19 protein-coding genes are annotated in these 17,814 nt (G+C 65.4%); 3 read left to right on the plus strand and 16 right to left on the minus strand.

Features of this window, described 5'->3' with window-relative positions; all coding sequences use genetic code 11:
* The first annotated feature begins 209 nt into the window (after positions 1–209).
* Entirely contained in the window at positions 210–416 is a 207-nt protein-coding gene (locus tag BLT78_RS09905) for a cold-shock protein (RefSeq protein ID WP_090348816.1), read from the plus strand.
* A 72-nt stretch (positions 417–488) separates the two neighbouring features.
* Here BLT78_RS09905 and BLT78_RS09910 read toward each other — a convergent pair whose 3' ends face one another.
* Together BLT78_RS09910 and BLT78_RS09915 are read right to left on the minus strand one after the other, a co-directional pair.
* Complete coding sequence (locus BLT78_RS09910) at positions 489–1,268, minus strand: class II glutamine amidotransferase (protein ID WP_090348817.1); 780 nt, start codon at positions 1,266–1,268, stop codon at positions 489–491.
* A gap of 24 nt (positions 1,269–1,292) precedes the next feature.
* On the minus strand, positions 1,293–1,727 hold the full coding sequence (locus BLT78_RS09915; protein ID WP_090348818.1) for an MFS transporter: 435 nt from the start codon (positions 1,725–1,727) through the stop codon (positions 1,293–1,295).
* 74 nt (positions 1,728–1,801) lie between these two features.
* Between BLT78_RS09915 and BLT78_RS09920 the strand changes: the two genes are divergently transcribed.
* On the plus strand, positions 1,802–3,841 hold the full coding sequence (locus BLT78_RS09920) for a S9 family peptidase (protein ID WP_090348819.1): 2,040 nt from the start codon (positions 1,802–1,804) through the stop codon (positions 3,839–3,841).
* Positions 3,842–3,902: 61 nt separating this feature from the next.
* On the opposite strand, the gene BLT78_RS09925 is transcribed toward BLT78_RS09920, so the two are convergent.
* From BLT78_RS09925 to rnd, 7 genes are all read right to left on the minus strand, one after another.
* Positions 3,903–4,442, minus strand: coding sequence for a hypothetical protein (locus tag BLT78_RS09925; protein WP_090348820.1), 540 nt, complete (start codon positions 4,440–4,442; stop codon positions 3,903–3,905).
* 171 nt (positions 4,443–4,613) lie between these two features.
* Entirely contained in the window at positions 4,614–5,981 is a 1,368-nt protein-coding gene (locus tag BLT78_RS09930) for an APC family permease (RefSeq protein WP_231975767.1), read from the minus strand.
* A 412-nt stretch (positions 5,982–6,393) separates the two neighbouring features.
* Positions 6,394–7,617 carry a M61 metallopeptidase family protein gene (locus tag BLT78_RS09935; protein ID WP_090348822.1) on the minus strand — a complete coding sequence of 408 codons (1,224 nt, stop codon included), beginning with the start codon at positions 7,615–7,617 and terminating at the stop codon, positions 6,394–6,396.
* A gap of 50 nt (positions 7,618–7,667) precedes the next feature.
* On the minus strand, positions 7,668–8,117 hold the full coding sequence (locus tag BLT78_RS09940; RefSeq protein ID WP_090348823.1) for a YcgN family cysteine cluster protein: 450 nt from the start codon (positions 8,115–8,117) through the stop codon (positions 7,668–7,670).
* A gap of 124 nt (positions 8,118–8,241) precedes the next feature.
* Entirely contained in the window at positions 8,242–8,694 is a 453-nt protein-coding gene (locus BLT78_RS09945) for a hypothetical protein (protein ID WP_090352246.1), read from the minus strand.
* Between the two features lie 129 nt (positions 8,695–8,823).
* On the minus strand, positions 8,824–9,117 hold the full coding sequence (locus tag BLT78_RS09950) for a YcgL domain-containing protein (RefSeq protein WP_090348824.1): 294 nt from the start codon (positions 9,115–9,117) through the stop codon (positions 8,824–8,826).
* Positions 9,118–9,125: 8 nt separating this feature from the next.
* Positions 9,126–10,292, minus strand: a complete 1,167-nt coding sequence (gene rnd / locus BLT78_RS09955; RefSeq protein WP_090348825.1) for a ribonuclease D — start codon at positions 10,290–10,292, stop codon at positions 9,126–9,128.
* A gap of 101 nt (positions 10,293–10,393) precedes the next feature.
* Between rnd and BLT78_RS09960 the strand changes: the two genes are divergently transcribed.
* Positions 10,394–11,248 (plus strand): sulfurtransferase, encoded by an 855-nt coding sequence (locus tag BLT78_RS09960; protein ID WP_090348826.1) that lies wholly within the window; start codon positions 10,394–10,396, stop codon positions 11,246–11,248.
* Positions 11,249–11,900: 652 nt separating this feature from the next.
* Here BLT78_RS09960 and rpoS read toward each other — a convergent pair.
* From rpoS to ispF, 7 genes are all read right to left on the minus strand, one after another.
* Complete coding sequence (gene rpoS, locus BLT78_RS09965; protein WP_090348827.1) at positions 11,901–12,917, minus strand: RNA polymerase sigma factor RpoS; 1,017 nt, start codon at positions 12,915–12,917, stop codon at positions 11,901–11,903.
* A 95-nt stretch (positions 12,918–13,012) separates the two neighbouring features.
* Positions 13,013–13,849, minus strand: a complete 837-nt coding sequence (locus tag BLT78_RS09970) for a peptidoglycan DD-metalloendopeptidase family protein (RefSeq protein WP_408003113.1) — start codon at positions 13,847–13,849, stop codon at positions 13,013–13,015.
* A gap of 48 nt (positions 13,850–13,897) precedes the next feature.
* A complete protein-coding gene (locus BLT78_RS09975) occupies positions 13,898–14,836 on the minus strand; it encodes a DUF368 domain-containing protein (RefSeq protein WP_090348828.1) in 939 nt (312 codons plus the stop codon).
* A 31-nt stretch (positions 14,837–14,867) separates the two neighbouring features.
* Complete coding sequence (locus tag BLT78_RS09980; protein WP_090348829.1) at positions 14,868–15,503, minus strand: protein-L-isoaspartate(D-aspartate) O-methyltransferase; 636 nt, start codon at positions 15,501–15,503, stop codon at positions 14,868–14,870.
* 32 nt (positions 15,504–15,535) lie between these two features.
* A complete protein-coding gene (surE, locus tag BLT78_RS09985) occupies positions 15,536–16,282 on the minus strand; it encodes a 5'/3'-nucleotidase SurE (protein WP_090348830.1) in 747 nt (248 codons plus the stop codon).
* Positions 16,270–17,340: a tRNA pseudouridine(13) synthase TruD gene (truD, locus tag BLT78_RS09990; protein WP_090348831.1), complete on the minus strand. Its 1,071-nt coding sequence runs from the start codon at positions 17,338–17,340 to the stop codon at positions 16,270–16,272. Before truD ends, surE begins: the two co-directional genes overlap by 13 nt.
* Entirely contained in the window at positions 17,337–17,810 is a 474-nt protein-coding gene (gene ispF / locus BLT78_RS09995) for a 2-C-methyl-D-erythritol 2,4-cyclodiphosphate synthase (RefSeq protein WP_090348832.1), read from the minus strand. The genes truD and ispF overlap by 4 nt, the downstream gene beginning before the upstream one ends.
* Positions 17,811–17,814: the final 4 nt, after the last annotated feature.

Consider the following 17,814-nt stretch of genomic DNA (forward strand, 5'->3'; position numbering starts at 1 on the left):
GCCATGAGCGCAAATGAATTTTTCCGGACTCGACAAAAAATTGTTTGCCATGCCGAAGAGGAACGGGCAAAGTGAAGTCGTTGGTCAAGGCGGAATACGTCAGCTGTAAACGCACTGAATCAGTACGTCAGTCCGTCATTCTCGATGTCTTGATTCCACACCCATGGACTTCGGTCCAGCAACAAATCAACACCAAGGAATTGCACGAAATGGCAACTGGCACTGTTAAGTGGTTCAACGACACCAAAGGCTTCGGTTTCATCAAGCCGGACGATGGTGGTGACGACCTGTTCGCCCACTTCTCGGAAATTCGCGTTCAGGGCTTCAAGACCCTGGCCGAGAACCAGAAAGTGTCCTTCGAAGTGACCACTGGTCCGAAGGGCAAGCAAGCCTCCAACATCCAGGTCATCGGCTGATCGCTGATCTGAATGTAAAAACCCGGCTCGCGAGCCGGGTTTTTTATTTCCGCACCATATGAACGTTCACGTTCAATCGGCCAGCCGACCGCGCGCCAGCAATTCGCCGCTGCGCCACAGCTTCCACTCCCCCGCCTGGTAGCGACTCCACGCCTCATTGGCGGTCAGCGGTTCGGTGGCGATCACCGTCACCACGTCATCCGGTGTGGTTTCCGCCTGGAAGTCCACCACCACGTCGGCATCCTTGAGCTGCGCCGGTCCGAAGGGCGCGCGCCGGGTGATATGCGCCAGCTTGCTCGAGCAGAAGCTGAACAACCAGTCGCCGTCGCTGAGCAGGGCGTTGAACACGCCGAGCCGACGATATTCGCCGCAGGCCGCCACCAGGGTCGGCAGCAGTTGCTCGACCTCCACCGGCTCCGGAAAGGCCAGACGCACACGATTGAGCAGGTCGCAGAAGGCCGCCTCGCTGTCGGTATCGCCCACCGGGCGATAGAAGCCCGGCGCCGGGGCGAAACCGGCGAGCTGGCCGTTGTGGGCGAAGCACCAGTTGCGCCCCCACAGCTCACGCACGAACGGGTGGGTATTGGCCAATCCGACGCGGCCGACATTGGCCTGGCGGATATGGCCGATCACCACTTCGCTCTTGATCGGATAGCGCTGGACCAGCCGCGCCACCTCGGACTCGCTGCTCGCCTGCGGATCCTGGAACAGGCGCAGGCCACGCCCCTCGTAGAAGGCGATCCCCCAGCCGTCGCGGTGCGGGCCGGTGCGGCCGCCACGCTGCATCAGACCGGTGAAGCTGAAGACGATGTCGGTCGGAACATTGGCACTCATGCCCAGCAATTCGCACATGACGACTCCTCGCGGACGACCGCTTCAGGCCCGCGGCTCGATACGCCCGTCGCCGAGCACCCGGTTCTCCAGCAATTCACTCATGGTCGGCTCGCGCTCGGCATCGGCCAGCGCCCGGCGCTGCCTGAGCCGGCGCTCCAGCGGCCAACGCAGGGCGACGAACAGAAAATACAGGACGAACGCGACCATGCCGAAGGTGGCCAGATCGGTCACCGCGCGCCAGACATTGCTGCCGACCTTGAACAGCAGATCGAGTGCGGTGATGGCTATCGCCGGGGCATACAGGTCGCGCGTCGGGTCGACCAGGGTCGGGGTGAACAGCAGCACGGCGATCACCACGCGCAGCGGCTCACGCAGCCAGCGCCACAGGCAGCCAGAGATGCGCCAACCGACCAGCAGACAGCCGAGCGCGGCAACGGCATAGGCGGACCAGGCGAGGAGGTAATCTTGTTCGGTCATCGGTGCATGGCAACGGCAGAATGAGGGCGCTTATGATAGCGGCTTTTCCCCGAAGCCGCGCACAAGGTCAGCCGATGCCCACCACCCCGCCCATTGCCCGTCGCCAGGACGGTGCCGATCCCTACGCCTGGCTGGAGCAGCGCGACAGCGCCGAGGTGCTCGATTACCTGCACGCCGAAAACGCCTGGCTGGAGGCGCAACTGGCGCCCCAGACCGAGCTGCGCGAGCAACTGTTCGAGGAAATCCGCGCGCGCATCCGCGAGACCGACCTGTCGCTGCCCACCCCCTGGGGACCCTGGCTGTACTACCAGCGCACCACGGCCGGCGAGGAGTACCCACGCCACTACCGCTGCCCGCGCCCGAGCGACGGCTCGCTGGTCGTCGATGCAAGCGCCGAGCAGCTGCTGCTCGACCCCAACGCCCTCGCCGGCGACGGCTACCTGGCGATCGGCGCCTTCAGCATCAGCCCGGACCACAGCCGCCTGGCCTACAGTCTGGATACCCAGGGCGACGAGATCTACCAGCTGTACGTCAAGGATCTCGCCAGCGGCGACATCACCGCCCTGCCCTTCGCCGACTGCGACGGCAGCATGACCTGGGCCAACGACAGCCGCACGCTGTTCTTCGGCGAGCTGGACGACACCCACCGCCCCCACAAGCTGTACCGCCACCGTCTCGGCGAGGACGGCGCCGAGCTGGTGTTCGAGGAGCGCGACGGACGCTTCTTCCTCGGCTGTCACCGCGCGAGCTCCGAGCGCCAGCTGATCCTGCTGCTGGCCAGCAAGACCACCAGTGAGGCCTGGGTGCTCGACGCCGAGCAACCGCACGGCGAGTTCCACTGCCTGGCTCCGCGCGAGGAGGGTCACGAGTACTATCCCGACCACGGCCAGGTCGACGACCAGTGGTGCTGGGTGATCCGCAGCAACCAGAGCGGCATCAACTTCGCCCTCTACCGCGCCGAGGAAAGCACGCCGACCCGCGCGCACTGGCAGGAGCTGGTGGCCCACCGCAGCGAGCTGATGCTCGAGGAGGTCAGCCTGAACGCCGGCGCCCTCACCCTCGGCCTGCGCGACAACGGCCTGCCGGTGATCGAGGTACTGCCACGCGGCGCGGCGCCCTACCGGGTGCAGCTGCCGGACGCGGCCTACAGCCTGCACGTCTACGACCACCTGGAGTTCGACAGCCCGGTGATCCGCCTGCGCTACGAGGCGCTCAACCGTCCGGCGCAGATCCGCCAGCTGGAGCTGGCCACGGGCGCGCAGACGGTGCTCAAGCAGACCCCGGTGGAAGGCCCGTTCGACGCCGACGCCTACGAGAGCCGGCGCATCTGGGCCACCGCCCCCGACGGCACCCGGGTGCCGCTCAGCCTGGTCGGCCGGCGCGAGGTGCTCGCTAGCGGTCGCCCGGCGCCGCTGTACCTGTATGGATACGGCGCCTATGGCGAGAGCCTCGATCCGTGGTTCTCCCACGCCCGGCTGTCCCTGCTGGAACGCGGCTTCCTGTTCGCCATCGCCCACGTGCGCGGCGGCGGCGAGCTGGGCGAGGCCTGGTATCAGGCGGGCAAGCTCGCGCACAAGCAGAACACCTTCGGCGACTTCATCGCCTGCGCCGAACAGTTGATCGCCGACGGCCATACCACGCCCGGACAGCTGGCGATCAGCGGCGGCAGCGCCGGTGGCCTGTTGATCGGCGCGGTACTCAACCAGCGCCCCGAACTGTTCGCCGCCGCCATCGCCGAGGTGCCCTTCGTCGACATCCTCAATACCATGCAGAATCCCGAGCTGCCGCTGACGGTGACCGAATACGACGAGTGGGGCGATCCGGGCGAGCCGGAGGTGTATGCGCGGATCCGGGCCTACGCCCCCTATGAGAACGTGACCGCCCAGGCCTATCCGGCGATCCTCGCCGTGGCCGGCTATCACGACAGCCGTGTGCAGTACTGGGAGGCAGCCAAGTGGGTGGCCAGGCTGCGGGCAAGCAAGACCGACGACCGCCTGCTGCTGCTGAAGACCGAGTTCGATGCCGGCCACGGCGGCATGAGCGGCCGCTATCAGGCACTCAAGGACGCGGCGCTGGAGTACGCCTTCCTGCTCAAGGTGCTGGGCCTGGCCTGAGCAAGCACCATCGCGGGACTGGCGCGCCTTCCGGCGCGCCACGCCGCGAGCGGCCGGACGATCACATCATGTGGTTCTTGCGGAACTGCTGGATGGTCGCCTCCGGACGGCCCTCCTCCTTCTGCAGACCGTAGATCACCGTCATTCCCTCCGGACCGCCGCCGATGTCGGTGTAGCGGAAGATCGGCTCACCCAGCTTGAGGGTGTCCAGCATGTCGCCGTAGCGCTTGAACACGAAGATCTTGCCCTCCTGACGCACCTCGCCATAAAACGGCGCAGCCGGCGGCTGGGCGACCTTGAGGAAGCGATAGGCGGAGATCTTCTCCAGCGGCTTGCCTGCGTCCTCGGCGCGCAGGGCGAGAATCAGCTCCTGCCCTGCCGGATCCTTCTCCTCGAGGGTGCGCATGAGCGGAGCCTTGCCGGTGGCGAGGAAATCCTTGAACACCTGATAGTCGTCGAAGACGAACACCTGGGTATCGGTGCGCACCTGATACCAGTCCTCATTGTTGAGCGGCTCCTGCTTGGCGACCGGCACCGGGGCGGCGCAGGCGGTGAGGGCAGCAGCCAGAACGGCGAGGGACAGCGGCTTGAGAAGGGACATGACAACTCCTGTTGGCGATTATGCTGGGCAGGCACGTTGCCGCAACTCCATGACCGGAGGATGACCGGTCGATGGCAAGCGGATGACAGTGCGCCACAGCGGCCTCTTCATGCCGCAGGAACGAAAAAGGGCGCCCGCAGGCGCCCTCTTCCCGGCTCGACCCGATAGCGATCAGGACAGCTCGCGCGCCATGACCTCGGCGCTGTGCGCGACACCATAGCGGCGCCGCGAATAGACATACAGCCCCAGGCCGATACCCATCCAGGCGACGAACAGCGCCCACTCCACCGGCACCAGCGCCGACGGACTGAACGGCATGTACATGGCCGCCATGACCAGGCTGAGCAGAACCGCGACCACACCGATCAGCATGCCGGAACGCACCTTGAACGGGCGCGGCATGTTCGGCTCGCGCACGCGCAGCACCACGAAGGACAGGGCGACGAACAGGTAGGCGATGACGATGGCCAGGCTGCCGGCGTCGACGAACCACACCAGCGCCTTGCGTCCCAGCAGCGGCGCGGCGGTGCTGAGCATGCCGATCAGCAGGATGGCGTTGGTCGGCGTCTTGTAGCGCGGATGCAGCTTGGCCAGGAAGGCCGGCAGCATGCCGGCGTGCGCCAGCGCGTAGATGGCCCGGCTGCCGCCGATGTAGAAGGCGTTCCAGCTGGTGACGATACCGGCGACACCGGCGAGGATCATCAGCTTGGCCGCCCAGGGGGCACCATAGATGGACTGCATGGCCTGCGGCACGGTCAGCACGTCGGCGCTGATGGCACTGGCCGGAATCGCCAGGCTGACACCGAGGATGATCAGCGAGTAGAACGCCACGGCCATCAGCACCGAGAAGATCAGCATCTTGCCGATCTCGCGCGGTGGCAGGTTGACCTCCTCGGCCGCCTGCGGGATCACGTCGAAACCGACGAACATGAACGGCACCATCATCAGCACGGTGATGATCCCGGCACTGCCGCTGACCAGCAGCGGGTCCATGTTGCCGGTCTCACCCTCGAACAGTGCCCCGGTGATGAACATCACGCCGACGGCGAGGATCAGCACGGTCACCACCTTCTGGATCAGCGACGCGGTCTGCACCCCGAAATAGTTGACCGCCGTCATCATGATCGAGCCGAGCATGCCGACCGCCACCCACGACGCCATCACATCCCAGCCGGCCACGGTCCACAGGTAGCCCACCTGATACCCCGGGATCAGGTTGTCGATCACGGTCGGCAGGGCCACCGCCTCGAAAGCCACCACCGAGACGTAGCCCAGCACGATGGCCCAGGTACACACGAAGGACGCGAAGTGGCCGAGCGCACGGTAGCTGTAGACGTGTTCGCCGCCCGACTGCGGCATGGCAGCCGCCAGCTCGGCGTAGGTCAGGCCGATCAGCACGATGGCCAGACCGCCGAGGAGGAAGGCGAGGATCGAGCCCAGACTGCCGGCGGACTGGATCCAGCTGCCGGTCAGGACGATCCAGCCCCAGCCGATCATCGCACCGAACGACAGGGCCAGGACCTCTTTGCGCCCTAGCACGCGGGCAAAGCTGGTTTGGGAAGATGGGACGCTCATTGTTTTTGGTTACCTCTACCGATAGGCGTTGCATTAATCGAACGTCAAATTAAATGCACGAAGCGTTCCACATCCCAAACATGGCTGTAAAAAAATTCATTACACCCCAAGAGACGGCCAAACTGCGCACTGCCGCCCCATGAACATGGAAAAACCACCAAAAACAGCTACATAAAACCATGCAGCGGGCGCACCCGCCTGTTACCGGCAGTGACATGGCCGTGCGAAATTCCTACACACACGAACGAAATTTCACACAAACAGAAACACGGCCGCACAAAACCGTTCGATTAATCGCACAAATTTTGTGCGCAAACACAAAAAAGGCCCTGTGCCGGAGCACAGAGCCTGTTTGAAATGCTCAACAAACAGACGTTCAGCGAAGCAGGCGGGTATCCAGCACGGTCGACGGGCCGGCCAGGACATTCTCGCTGATCTGCACGAAATCCTCGGTGCTGGCCTTCTTCAGGCGCATCAGTCCGCGAGTCACATCGTCCAGCGAGCGCTCGCCTGCAGAAGCCTTGCGGATCTCGGCATCCAGGTCCTGCAACAGCAGCACGGCCCGCGCCGTCACGGCACCCGAAGCCCGTTCGCCACGCAGGCTGGTGACCTTGCGGCTCCAGCGGGCGAGCTGTTCGCGGATCTTCTCGTAGCGCTCCTCACTCAGGCCGCCGGCACGCCGCATCAGCTCGATGGCGTAGTACTCGGCCAACCCTTCGGTGATCCAGTCGCTGCGATCGGTGTCACTGATTCGACTGAACACGTGGACCAGCTCGTGCACCAGTGAACTGGTGCCGTTCTCGCTGACCAGCGGCCGGTCGCTGTGCATGAACAGCGAATTTCCCGCGGACAGTCCGCCACGCCACATCGGCTCGCCAGCCCCGACGATCAGCAGCTTCCCGGGCTCGCGCGGAAACACCGCCTGTGCATGCGGCCAGACGAAGGTCAGCAGGGTGAGGATGTCCATCCGCCGCAGTCGCTCGCCCACCGGCGCAGCCACCGCCACTTCGGTCTTGCCCAGGGTGGTGCGCCGCACGCCCAGCTTGCCGGCGAGGATCCAGCCGGTGGGGCGGTCGAACAGCCGCTCGGGATTGTCGATGCGGAAACGGTTCTTGCCGATACGCGGCCAGCCGGTTTCGACGCTCTTCCAGCCTTCGGGCAACTCGAACTGCAGGCGGCTGACCAGCACGACCCCATCGTCCAGACTGACCCGGGCAGACGGCACCAGATCATCGCCGCGCAGGAGCGCCCAGTCCGGAGTCATGCGCGCATCGAAGCGACCATTGTCACGCGCATGACTGATCTTCACCCGATAGCTCAACCGCGCCTTGCCGGCCTGTGGCCGCCAGACGCCACGCCCGGGAGCGTCCTGCTGCCACTCGCCCTCGGCCTTGAAGTCGCTGTAGGCGCCCTCGTCCCCGAGGAGGAAGTCGAAGAACCTGACCGCCTCGCCCTGCTCCAGGGTCAGGCTGACCTCGGCCTGGTCGCGGTCCGGCAGAAAGCGCACCTGATAGTCCAGATCGACCCGCTGCGCCGCCGCCAGCGGCGCCGCCAGAGCGAAGAGCAGCACTGCCCAGCAGGCTTTCAAACCTTGCAACATCTCAGAATCTCCTTATGCCGGGAAATTTGATTCCGCGCACCCAGGCAGGTTCAACCGGCACGAAAAATCAGATGGTCCTCCCAATCGTCCTCGGCGACGCTGGTTTCGCTGAGCATGCGTCCGGCCTGGGAAATGCGTGCCTCATGCACCGCCTGCGGGTCACCACAGACCAGATGGTGCCAGGGCAGCAGATCCTTGCGCTCGGCGACCAGCCGGTAGGCGCAGGTCGGCGGCAGCCAGCGGAACTGGTCGGCCTGCTCCGGGGTGAGCTGGACACAGTCGGGAACATGACGCTTGCGCTCGGCATAGTTGCTGCAGCGGCAGGTCTGCAGATCGAGGAGTTTGCAGGCGATGCGCGTGTAATAGACGCTACCGTCCTCATCGTCCTCGAGCTTCTGCAGGCAGCACAGGCCACAGCCATCGCAGAGCGACTCCCACTCCTCGCGATCGAGCTGGTCGAGTGTCTTGCGGATCCAGAAGGGTTCGGTTTTGGCGGCCATGGCGGGTCTCCGGACAGGGGGCGGCAGTCTAGCCGCAGGTCCGCATGGGGCCAAGTGTGGAGGCGACCGGCTGGTGCCTCACCAAGGCGCGGCGGATCAGTGGTACTGATCCGCCGCCGCCAGCTTACTTGCCCATTCGGGCACGCTGTTCCTTCAGTTGCTTGAGCATCGCCTCGACATGCAGGATGCGCTGATCCAGTTGCTCGGCCGTGAGCGAGCCAGCCATCGGCCCCATACCCGGCCCCATCGTGCCCATCCCAGGCCCCATGCCCTGGTCGTGCATCATCCCCGGCCCCATGCCAGCCCCCATCATGCCCATCGGGCAGGTGCCCATGGCCATGTGGTTTTCCTGCATCAGCTGCCAGTGCTGCTCCATCAGCTTCTGGCGCTCTTCCGGGGTGTTTGCCGCGCCCATGGCCAGGCATTGCTGCTGCATGAGTCCGCAGCGCTGCTGCCAGTCACCTGCCGCCGCGGTACCCGGCGCCGATGGCGCCGGCGGCTGCTGCGCACAAGCCACCAGCCCTACCACCAGCCCGCCCGCCAGCAACGAGCGCACGAATCTGCCGTAAGTGTTCATCCGCAACCCCTCTTGATCCCAACCAGGAGCCTCGAGCATAAGCAGGAAAACACGCGGCGCTTTGATTCCAGTCAGCTTGCCTGCCGGCAACCCGCCTCGCGCCGGCGGCGCGCAGGCAGTCGGCCAGCCTCAGACCGGGTCGTTGCGCCGCAGCAGTTCCTCGGGCAGATGCTCGATGTACTCCTCCTCGGGCGGCGGCATCTGCAGGTGATAGCCCTGCGTCTCGATGTTCTCCAGCACCTTGGCGGCATCCTCGCGGGCCAGCTTGCGTTCGGGGGTGAGCAGCATGTCGAACACGTGCTGCGGCGCGCCGAAGGCGCTGAGCAGGCCTTCCGGCACACGCCCCAGCGCCTCGCGCTTGTCGACGTAGAGATACATCTCGCGCTTGCGCGGACTCTTGTAGATGGAGCAGATACGTTTCATCGTTGACCTCAAGCCAGGGTGTCGAGCAGGGCCTGTCCCATCAGGGTACGGCGCCAGCCACGCAGGGAATCCGGAAGGACGTAGGGGCCGTCGGGGTAGCCGGTTTTCAACAGGGCCTCGAGCACCTTCTTGCGCAGCATCAGCTCGGGGACGATCTGCAGGCGCTCGGCTTCGCGCTGCCCCACCGCACGCAGCTTCTTCAGCAGCGGCGATACCTCGAGCGGCAGCGGCTCGGCAAGCTGCTGCGGCCACTGCTCGGCGGGCAGGGCCGCGGCCTCGGCGATCAGGCGCAGGATGATTTCGCCATCCTGACGCACGGTACGCGGATGCATGTCCTCGATGCGCGCAAGGCTCGCGGCGTCTCGCGGCTGGGTGCGTGCCAGCGGCCACAGCGAGCGTTCCCGCAGGATGCGGTTGCGCGGCTGGTCGCGCCGGCGGGCCTGCTCCTCGCGCCAGGCACAGAGCGCACGCAGCACGGCCAGTTGCTGGGGATTGAGCCGCCAGGCCAGCTTGACCTCGCGCCAGGCCTCCTGCGGATCGACCTCGACGCCCTGGGCAGCCACCAGCTCCGCGCCATCCTCCAGCAACCAGGCGCGCTTCTCCTCGCCCAGCCGAGCCTCCAGCTCGCGGTATACCTCGCACAGATGCTGCACATCTTCAGCCGCGTAGCGCACCTGCATATCGCTGAGCGGGCGCACCAGCCAGTCGGAACGGGTTTCGTCCTTCGGCAGCTCGATGCCGAGCAGCTCCTTGACCAGCCGGGAGTAGCCCATCGAAAAGCCGATGTTGAGATAACCGGCCGCCATCTGGGTATCGTACAGCGGCTGCGGCAGGCTGCCGGTCAGGCGACGGAATACTTCCAGATCCTCGCTGCAGGAGTGCAGCACCTTGACCACGCCCCGGTCCTCCAGCAGGGCCGCGAACGGCGCCCAGTCCCGAATGCGCAGCGGATCGATCAGCCACACCGACTCGCCGTCGCCGACCTGAACCAGAGCCGCAATCGGGTAGAAGGTATCGACCCGCATGAATTCGGTATCCAGGGCGACGAACGGCCTGGTCCGCCACTCGCGGCAGCAAGCCGCCAGGGTCGCGTCGTCCAGTATCCAGCGGATATCGATAGCGGGCACGGGGATCTCCTGTAAAAGCGCACAGTATACCGCGACACAGCGCGTCATCGCGCGCACCTGCGCCCTGCGCAGCAGGTTCGGCACAGGTTAAGCTGTGTCGGTTCGCGGGCCGGATGCCCGTCTCAACTCTACGCCCGGAGTCGCTTCAGATGTCGCTCGCCAACCTGATCAGCCCGCATGACCTGGCCCAGCTCCTCGACCAGCCCGACCTGGTCATCCTCGATTGCCGCTTCGCCCTGGAAGACACCGCTTATGGCAACCGCGCCTATGTTGCCGGCCACCTGCCCGGCGCCCGTTTTGCCGATCTCGAGCGCGACCTGTCCGCGCCGGTAATTCCGGGCCAGACCGGGCGCCACCCACTGCCGAGCGCGGCGGATCTGGCACAGCGACTACGCGAGTGGGGTGTGAACGACGACAGCCGGATCGTGCTGTACGACGATGGCCCCGGGGCCTTTGCAGCGCGGGCCTGGTGGCTGCTGATATGGCTGGGCAAGCACGAGGGCATCTACCTGCTGGATGGCGGGCTAAATGCCTGGCAGTCCGCTGGACTGCCATTGCAGCAGGAGGCGCCGGAGCCGATCGCGGGCAACTTCCGGGGAACCCCGAACGACGGGCTGGTCGCCGAGGCGGCGGAGCTGATGCAGCGCCTGGCGGATCCGCAGCTGACCCTGCTGGATGCCCGCGGCCTGCCGCGCTTTCGTGGCGAGATCGAGCCGATCGACCCGGTAGCGGGCCACATACCGGGAGCGCACTGCGCGCCCTTCATCGACAACCTGGGCGACGACGGCCGCTTCCTGCCGGCTGCACGCCTGCAGCAGCGCTTTGCCCGGCTGATCGGCAATCGTCCACCGCAGCACATCGTCGCCTACTGCGGATCCGGCGTGACAGCCTGCCACAACCTGTTCGCTCTGTGCCTGGCAGGGTATCCCCTGGCGCGCCTGTATGCCGGCTCGTGGAGCGAATGGATTACCGATCCGCACCGACCGGTGGTGAAGGAGTGCTGAAGATAGGGGACGCCGGCACAAAGTTGCAGCGTGATGGAAAGGGCGACTTGGCGGGAAGCGCGGAATGGGTTGTGGAAATAAAGAAAGGCGGGTTTCCCCGCCTATTCTTTATCCCTCATCACCGTCCTGGTGAACCGCATCCTGCAGTGTCCTAACCGGCTTCCATGCCGGCTGCGATCATCCGTGAGCGCAAGTTGATGATACTTCACCCCACGTTACCTGCAAGCAGCCACAGACCGCCACCAGCCAGCTGAGCAGCCGCCTCAACAAACACAAAATCCCTTTAAAAACATACACTTAAAAATAGACATAGACTATGAATGGGTATAATCCGCCGCCGCTTTTCGCCTCCGACTTACACGCCCTGTAAGCCCAAGCCTACATGAACACCAGCCAAACGCCCCGAATGTGTCAACCCAGCTGAACAGCAATCACCTCCGCATGTTCATATCTGCAACGGACGCGTCCCCGGAGATGCAGCCCACGGCCAAAGACACCTTGCCGGCAGATATCGCCCCGTCCCCCAGCTCCTCCCCCAGAAAAGCAAAACCCCGAACGAGTCGGGGTATTTGCGGGGAACTGCATTCCATGCCTGGGCAGCCTGATCCGCCGCGCTTGCTATACGGGGTTGCTCCCTACCTCACCGGCGACCTCACTGAAACAGCGCGTCACTCGACAGGCCATTGCTCTCCAGGATCTCGCGCAGGCGCTTGAGCGCCTCGACCTGGATCTGCCGCACGCGTTCGCGGGTCAAACCGATCTCCCGCCCTACTTCCTCCAGCGTGCTGCTTTCATGGCCACGCAGGCCGAAGCGACGGATCACCACCTCCCGCTGCTTTTCGGTGAGATCGGAGAGCCACATGTCGATGCTCTGGCCGAGATCCTCGTCCTGCAGCAGTTCGCAGGGATCGGTCGGATGGTCGTCGGTCAGGGTATCGAGCAGTGTCTTGTCCGAATCGGGTCCGAGGGCCACATCGACCGACGTCACGCGCTCATTCAAGCCGAGCATCCGCTTTACCTCGGTGACCGGCTTCTCGAGCAGCAGGGCGACCTCTTCGGCCGTCGGCTCATGGTCGAGCTTCTGGGTCAGCTCGCGCGCGGCGCGCAGATAGACGTTGAGTTCCTTGACGACATGGATCGGCAGACGGATGGTGCGCGTCTGGTTCATGATCGCCCGCTCGATGGTCTGGCGGATCCACCAGGTCGCATAGGTAGAGAAACGGAAGCCGCGCTCGGGGTCGAACTTCTCGACGGCGCGGATCAGACCGAGGTTGCCCTCCTCGATCAGGTCGAGCAGGGTCAACCCGCGATTGACATAGCGGCGAGCGATCTTCACCACCAGGCGCAGGTTGCTTTCGATCATCCGCTTGCGCCCGGCAGCCTCACCGCGACGGGCCATGCGCGCGAAGTGGACCTCCTCTTCCGGGCTGAGCAACGGAGAGAAGCCGATTTCATTGAGATAAAGCTGGGTGGCATCCAGCGCACGGTTGTAGTCGACGAACTTGTGCTGCCGACCAGCTCCCGACTTCACCGCCCCCTTCAAAACCTCGCCACTGCCTTCTTCAGTGTCCGGTCCATCGGACTCGAGCAATTCCGGAATGACGCCTGGCTCCAGAAGCAGTACTTCGTCGTCAGCGTCAAACTCTGGCGTAATTTTTGTAATGGCCATTCTTCTGTCCCTTTGCTGAGTTCGACAACGCTCCCGTCCACCCCTCACGGTGCAGTTGGGTCCGTTGACTTACGCTATCGGCAAAAGGTGACAGGTCAGCGACGCGGCAGATATTGCAATGGATCCACAGGCTTGCCTTGACGACGAATCTCGAAATGCAGTTTGACTCGGTCCGTCCCCGTCGATCCCATTTCGGCAATCTTCTCCCCGGCCTTGACCCGCTGCCCCTCCCGAACCAGCAACCTGTGGTTATGACCATAGGCGCTCACGTAAGTGTCGTTATGCTTGATGATAACGAGCTCGCCGTATCCCCTGAGTCCACTTCCCGCGTACACCACATTCCCAGTCGACGCGGCGTAAACAGGCTGTCCCAAGTCGCCACCTATATCAATGCCTTTATTCAAACTACTGTTTGAGGAATACAGGCTGATCAATTGGCCGTTGGCTGGCCAGCCCCAGCCACTGGGAGAAACTTTCGGCGGAGCACTGCTGGCGGAGGTGCTCGAGGTGGCTGGCGCCGCCGTGGCCGGGCTGGCGACCGGCGGGGCAGCCACCACCGGCTGGGCCGGGGGAACCGCGACCGGGGCAGGACTCGTGACGGCCGTAGCCTGCGGAGTCTTGCCAGCCGTGCCGCTGCCGAAGCGGATCACCTGCCCCACACGCAGGGTATAGGGCGCCTCGATGCCATTGTGTCGGGCGAGGGACTGCCAGTCCCAGCCGTGCCGGGTGGCGATGGCGTAGAGGGTGTCACCGCGACGGACGCGATACTGCCCCTCGGTCACCGCCGGACGAGAAGCCGCAGCCACAGGGCGGGGATCGACGCTCTGACTGGTGCCGCTGGATGTGGCGCAACCGGCCAGAGCCCCCAGCATGAGACTCGCGCAGATCCCGGCACACAACCGCAGCGGTCGGCTCGACGGATTCCGGGACATGCCCTCTTCCAGCGGATCGAAATGGATTGTCATGCTCATCGCTGCAACTCAGTTCCCACTCTGCGAAGCATCCGGCCGGCGCCGGGCCAACCATTCCAGCCCCAGCACCAGCATCACGCCACCCAAGGCCAGCAGCAGGGCCAATATCACCTGGGGATCCTGCCCACTCATTTCAGCGTAGCGAGTCGGCAACAGATTGGCTTGCAATAGCGGCTGCAGCTCGCCGTGCCGGTCGGCCTGCCAGGTCAGGGTTTCCTTCCATGGCCACACCTTGTTCAGCGAGCCGAGCATCAGACCGGTCAGGAAGGTCAGCGTCAGGTTGCGCATGTGACTCAGCATCCAGCTGAGCAGACGGGCAAAGCTGAGCAGACCGCAGGCACAGCCAGCGGCGAACACCAGCAGCACCGCCAGATCCAGGGTTTTGACGGCATCGAGGACGAAGCTGTACAGACCCATCAGCACCAGCAGGAAGCTGCCGGAAATCCCCGGCAGGATCATCGCGCAGATGGCGATGGCCCCGGCGAAGAACAGACTCAGCGGGTCATGCCCCCACTGCATGGGCGCCGCCACGGTAATCCACCAGGCGAACAGCGCCCCCAGCACGAAACTCAGCCAGCCGGACCAGTGCCAGCGCTGGATCTCGCGGGCGACCAGCCAGCTCGACACCACGATCAGGCCGAAGAAGAACGACCAGATGGCGATCGGCTGGTGCTCCAGCAGCCAGGTGATCACCCGTGCCAGGCTGAACACGCTGCCGAGGATGCCGGAGAACAACACCAGCAGGAAGTTGGCGTTGGCGGTGCGCCAGGCCAGACGAACGTTGCCCCGCAGCAACTCGCGCAGCGCTGCCGGCACTGCGGCGATGGAGCGCAGCAGCTCGTCGTAGATGCCGCTGATGAAAGCGATGGTGCCTCCGGAAACGCCCGGCACCACATCGGCTGCGCCCATGGCTACGCCCTTGGCGAACAGCAGAAAAGAATTACGCATCGGTCCATTCCGAAAAATCAGGGGGTACAGCTCAGAACACCGTACCACTCAACAGCGGTACGAAGCGCACGGAATCGAGGATCTGCCGGGTGAAACCGACGCCCTCGCGGATGATCAGCATCAGCTGCTGCTCGTCGCCGCTGCCGACCGGGATCACCAGGCGGCCACCGGGGGCCAGTTGATCGAGCAGGGCCTGCGGCACCTGGGCGGCCGCGGCGGTGACGATGATGCCGTTGTAGGGCGCCAGCGCCGGCCAGCCTTCCCAGCCGTCCCCCCAACGGAAGACCACATTGCGCAGATTGAGTTCAAGCAGCCGCTCCTTGGCTCGATCCTGCAGGGGCTGGATGCGCTCGACGGAGAACACCCGTTCGACCAGTTGGGCGAGCACCGCGGTCTGGTAACCGGAGCCGGTGCCGATCTCCATCACCTTGTCCAGCGGACCGCCGGCGAGCAGCAGCTCGGTCATCCGCGCGACCATGAACGGCTGGGAGATGGTCTGGTTGTGGCCGATCGGCAGCGCGGTGTCCTCGTAGGCACGATGCGCCAGCGCCTCGTCGACGAACAGGTGGCGCGGCGTTCGCCGGATGACCTCGAGCACCTGGGCGTTGCTCAGCCCCTCCTCGTAGAGACGCTGGATCAGACGCTCGCGGGTGCGCTGGGAAGTCATGCCGATCCCTCGGCGCTGCAGATCGTCCGTCCTCACAACAGGCTCTCCAGAATGCTCAGACCGCGGAAGGCTTCGTGGAAGGTGCGATCCAGCTGCAGCGGGGTGATCGACACGTAGCCCTGCATCACCGCGTGGAAGTCGGTACCCGGGCCGCCATCCTCGGCATCGCCGGCCACCGAGATCCAGTAGCCTTCCTTGCCGCGCGGATTGACCACCTTGACCGGCGCAGCGGCGCGCGCGCGATGGCCGAGACGGGTCAGCTGCACGCCACGGATGCGCTCCAGCGGCAGGTTGGGGATGTTGACGTTGAGCACCGTGCGCGGTGGCAGATCGAGCTGCTCGTGCGCCTCGACCAGCCGGCGGGCGATGTGCGCGGCGGCCGGCAGGTTGTCCGGCTGGCGCGACAGCAGGGAGAAGGCGAAGGCCGGCTTGTCGAGGAAGCGCCCCTCGAGGGCCGCCGCCACGGTGCCGGAATACAGCACGTCGTCGCCGAGGTTGGCACCGAGGTTGATCCCCGAGACCACCATGTCCGGGGTGTGCTCGAGCAGGCCGTTGAGGCCCAGGTGCACGCAGTCGGTCGGCGTGCCGTTGACGCTGATGAAGCCGTTGGCGAGGCGCTGCGGATGCAGCGGGCGATCCAGGGTCAGCGAGCTGCTCGCTCCGCTGCGATCGGCGTCCGGTGCGATCACCACGCACTCTGCGTAGTCGGCCAGCGCCTCGTGCAACGCAACTATCCCGGGGGCGTACACGCCGTCGTCGTTGGCGATCAATAAGCGCATGGGGTTTCCGTAGTTCCACTCGGCAGCAGCCGGACGAGCTCGCGTACCACCACGGTAGCGAAACAGCCGGCCGGCAGGACGAATTCAAGTTGCAGGGTATCGGTGCCGAGATAATGCCACGCCAGCCCGGCGATGGGGAGGCGCAGGATACGCCGCTCCTGCTCGAGATCCGCATTTGCCAGCCAGTTCACCAGCGACGCCTCGGACGCTTGCACGCCATTTTCCAGCGCCAGCGGCGCCCCGCCGCTGCGCAGCTCGCCGCGCCCGAACAGCGGGCCGGTGGGATGCAGGTCGAGCGCCGCCAGGCGCGGATCGGCGCACTCGGCCTCACCGGCGAGGAAGTGGCTGCGGCTGTCGGTGAACGCCAGCAGGTCACCCGGCAGGGCGCGATTCCAGCTGCCTTCGGCCACGCGCAGCGCCAGCGTCCGGTTGAACAGGTAGCTGCGCGCCGCCGAGAGCACCCGCGAGCGACGGTTGCGCTGTTCCGGCAGGCTGCCCTGCCCAGCCCAGTGGCGCGCCTCGTGCAGGTTGCCGCCGTCGAAGCCGAAGCGCTGCAGACCGAAGTAGTTGGGCACGCCGCCCTCAGCGATCTGGCGCAGGCGCTGCTCCAGCGCCGCGCAGTCGGCCTGCAGGGCGGTCAGGCGGATGATGAAACCGTTGGCAGCATGGGCGCCGCGCTGCAGCTTGCGCGAGTGACGGATGCGCTCGAGGATGCGCAGGTCGTCGCCCTCGGCAGCGGCCAGATCCGGGTCGGACTTGCCGGGCAGGTGCAGGCTGAACCACTGGCGGGTCAGTGCCTGACGATCCTTGAGCCCCGCGTAGCTGATCGCCTTGAGCGGCACGCCGGCAGCGCGAGCGATCCGCCGGGAGGCCTCCTCGGTGTTGAGATTGCGCTTCTCCACCCACAGCCACAGGTGCTCGCCACTACCGGACAGCGGAATGTCGAGCACCTCGTTGACCTGGAAGTCCTCGGCCGTGTGTTTGAGCACGGCACTACCGCACGGCTCGCCCCAGGCGGTCGGCCCGAGCAGGGCCAGCTCGTCGAGCAGCTCGCTCATCGCGGCAGCAACAGGGCGACCGCATGCACGGCGATGCCCTCCTCGCGGCCGGTGAAACCGAGCTTCTCGGTGGTGGTGGCCTTGACGTTGACCGCCTCGACCTCGACCTGCAGGTCGGCGGCGATGTGACCGCGCATGGCCTCGATGTGCGGCGCCATCTTCGGCGCCTGGGCGACTATGGTGGCGTCGACGTTGCCGACCCGCCAACCCTTGTTCTGCACCAGACCGACCACGTGGCGCAGCAGGACACGGCTGTCGGCGCCCTTGAACTGCGGGTCGGTGTCCGGAAAGTGGCGACCGATGTCACCAAGTGCCGCGGCGCCGAGCAGCGCGTCGCTCAGCGCGTGCAGCAGCACGTCGCCGTCGGAGTGGGCAACCAGCCCGAACTTGTGGGGAATGCGCACACCGCCGAGGGTGATGAACTCGCCCTCGCCGAAGCGGTGCACGTCGTAGCCGTGGCCGATACGCATGGAA

The sequence above is a fragment of the Pseudomonas oryzae genome (assembly GCF_900104805.1).
Taxonomy (GTDB): Bacteria; Pseudomonadota; Gammaproteobacteria; order Pseudomonadales; family Pseudomonadaceae; genus Geopseudomonas; species Geopseudomonas oryzae.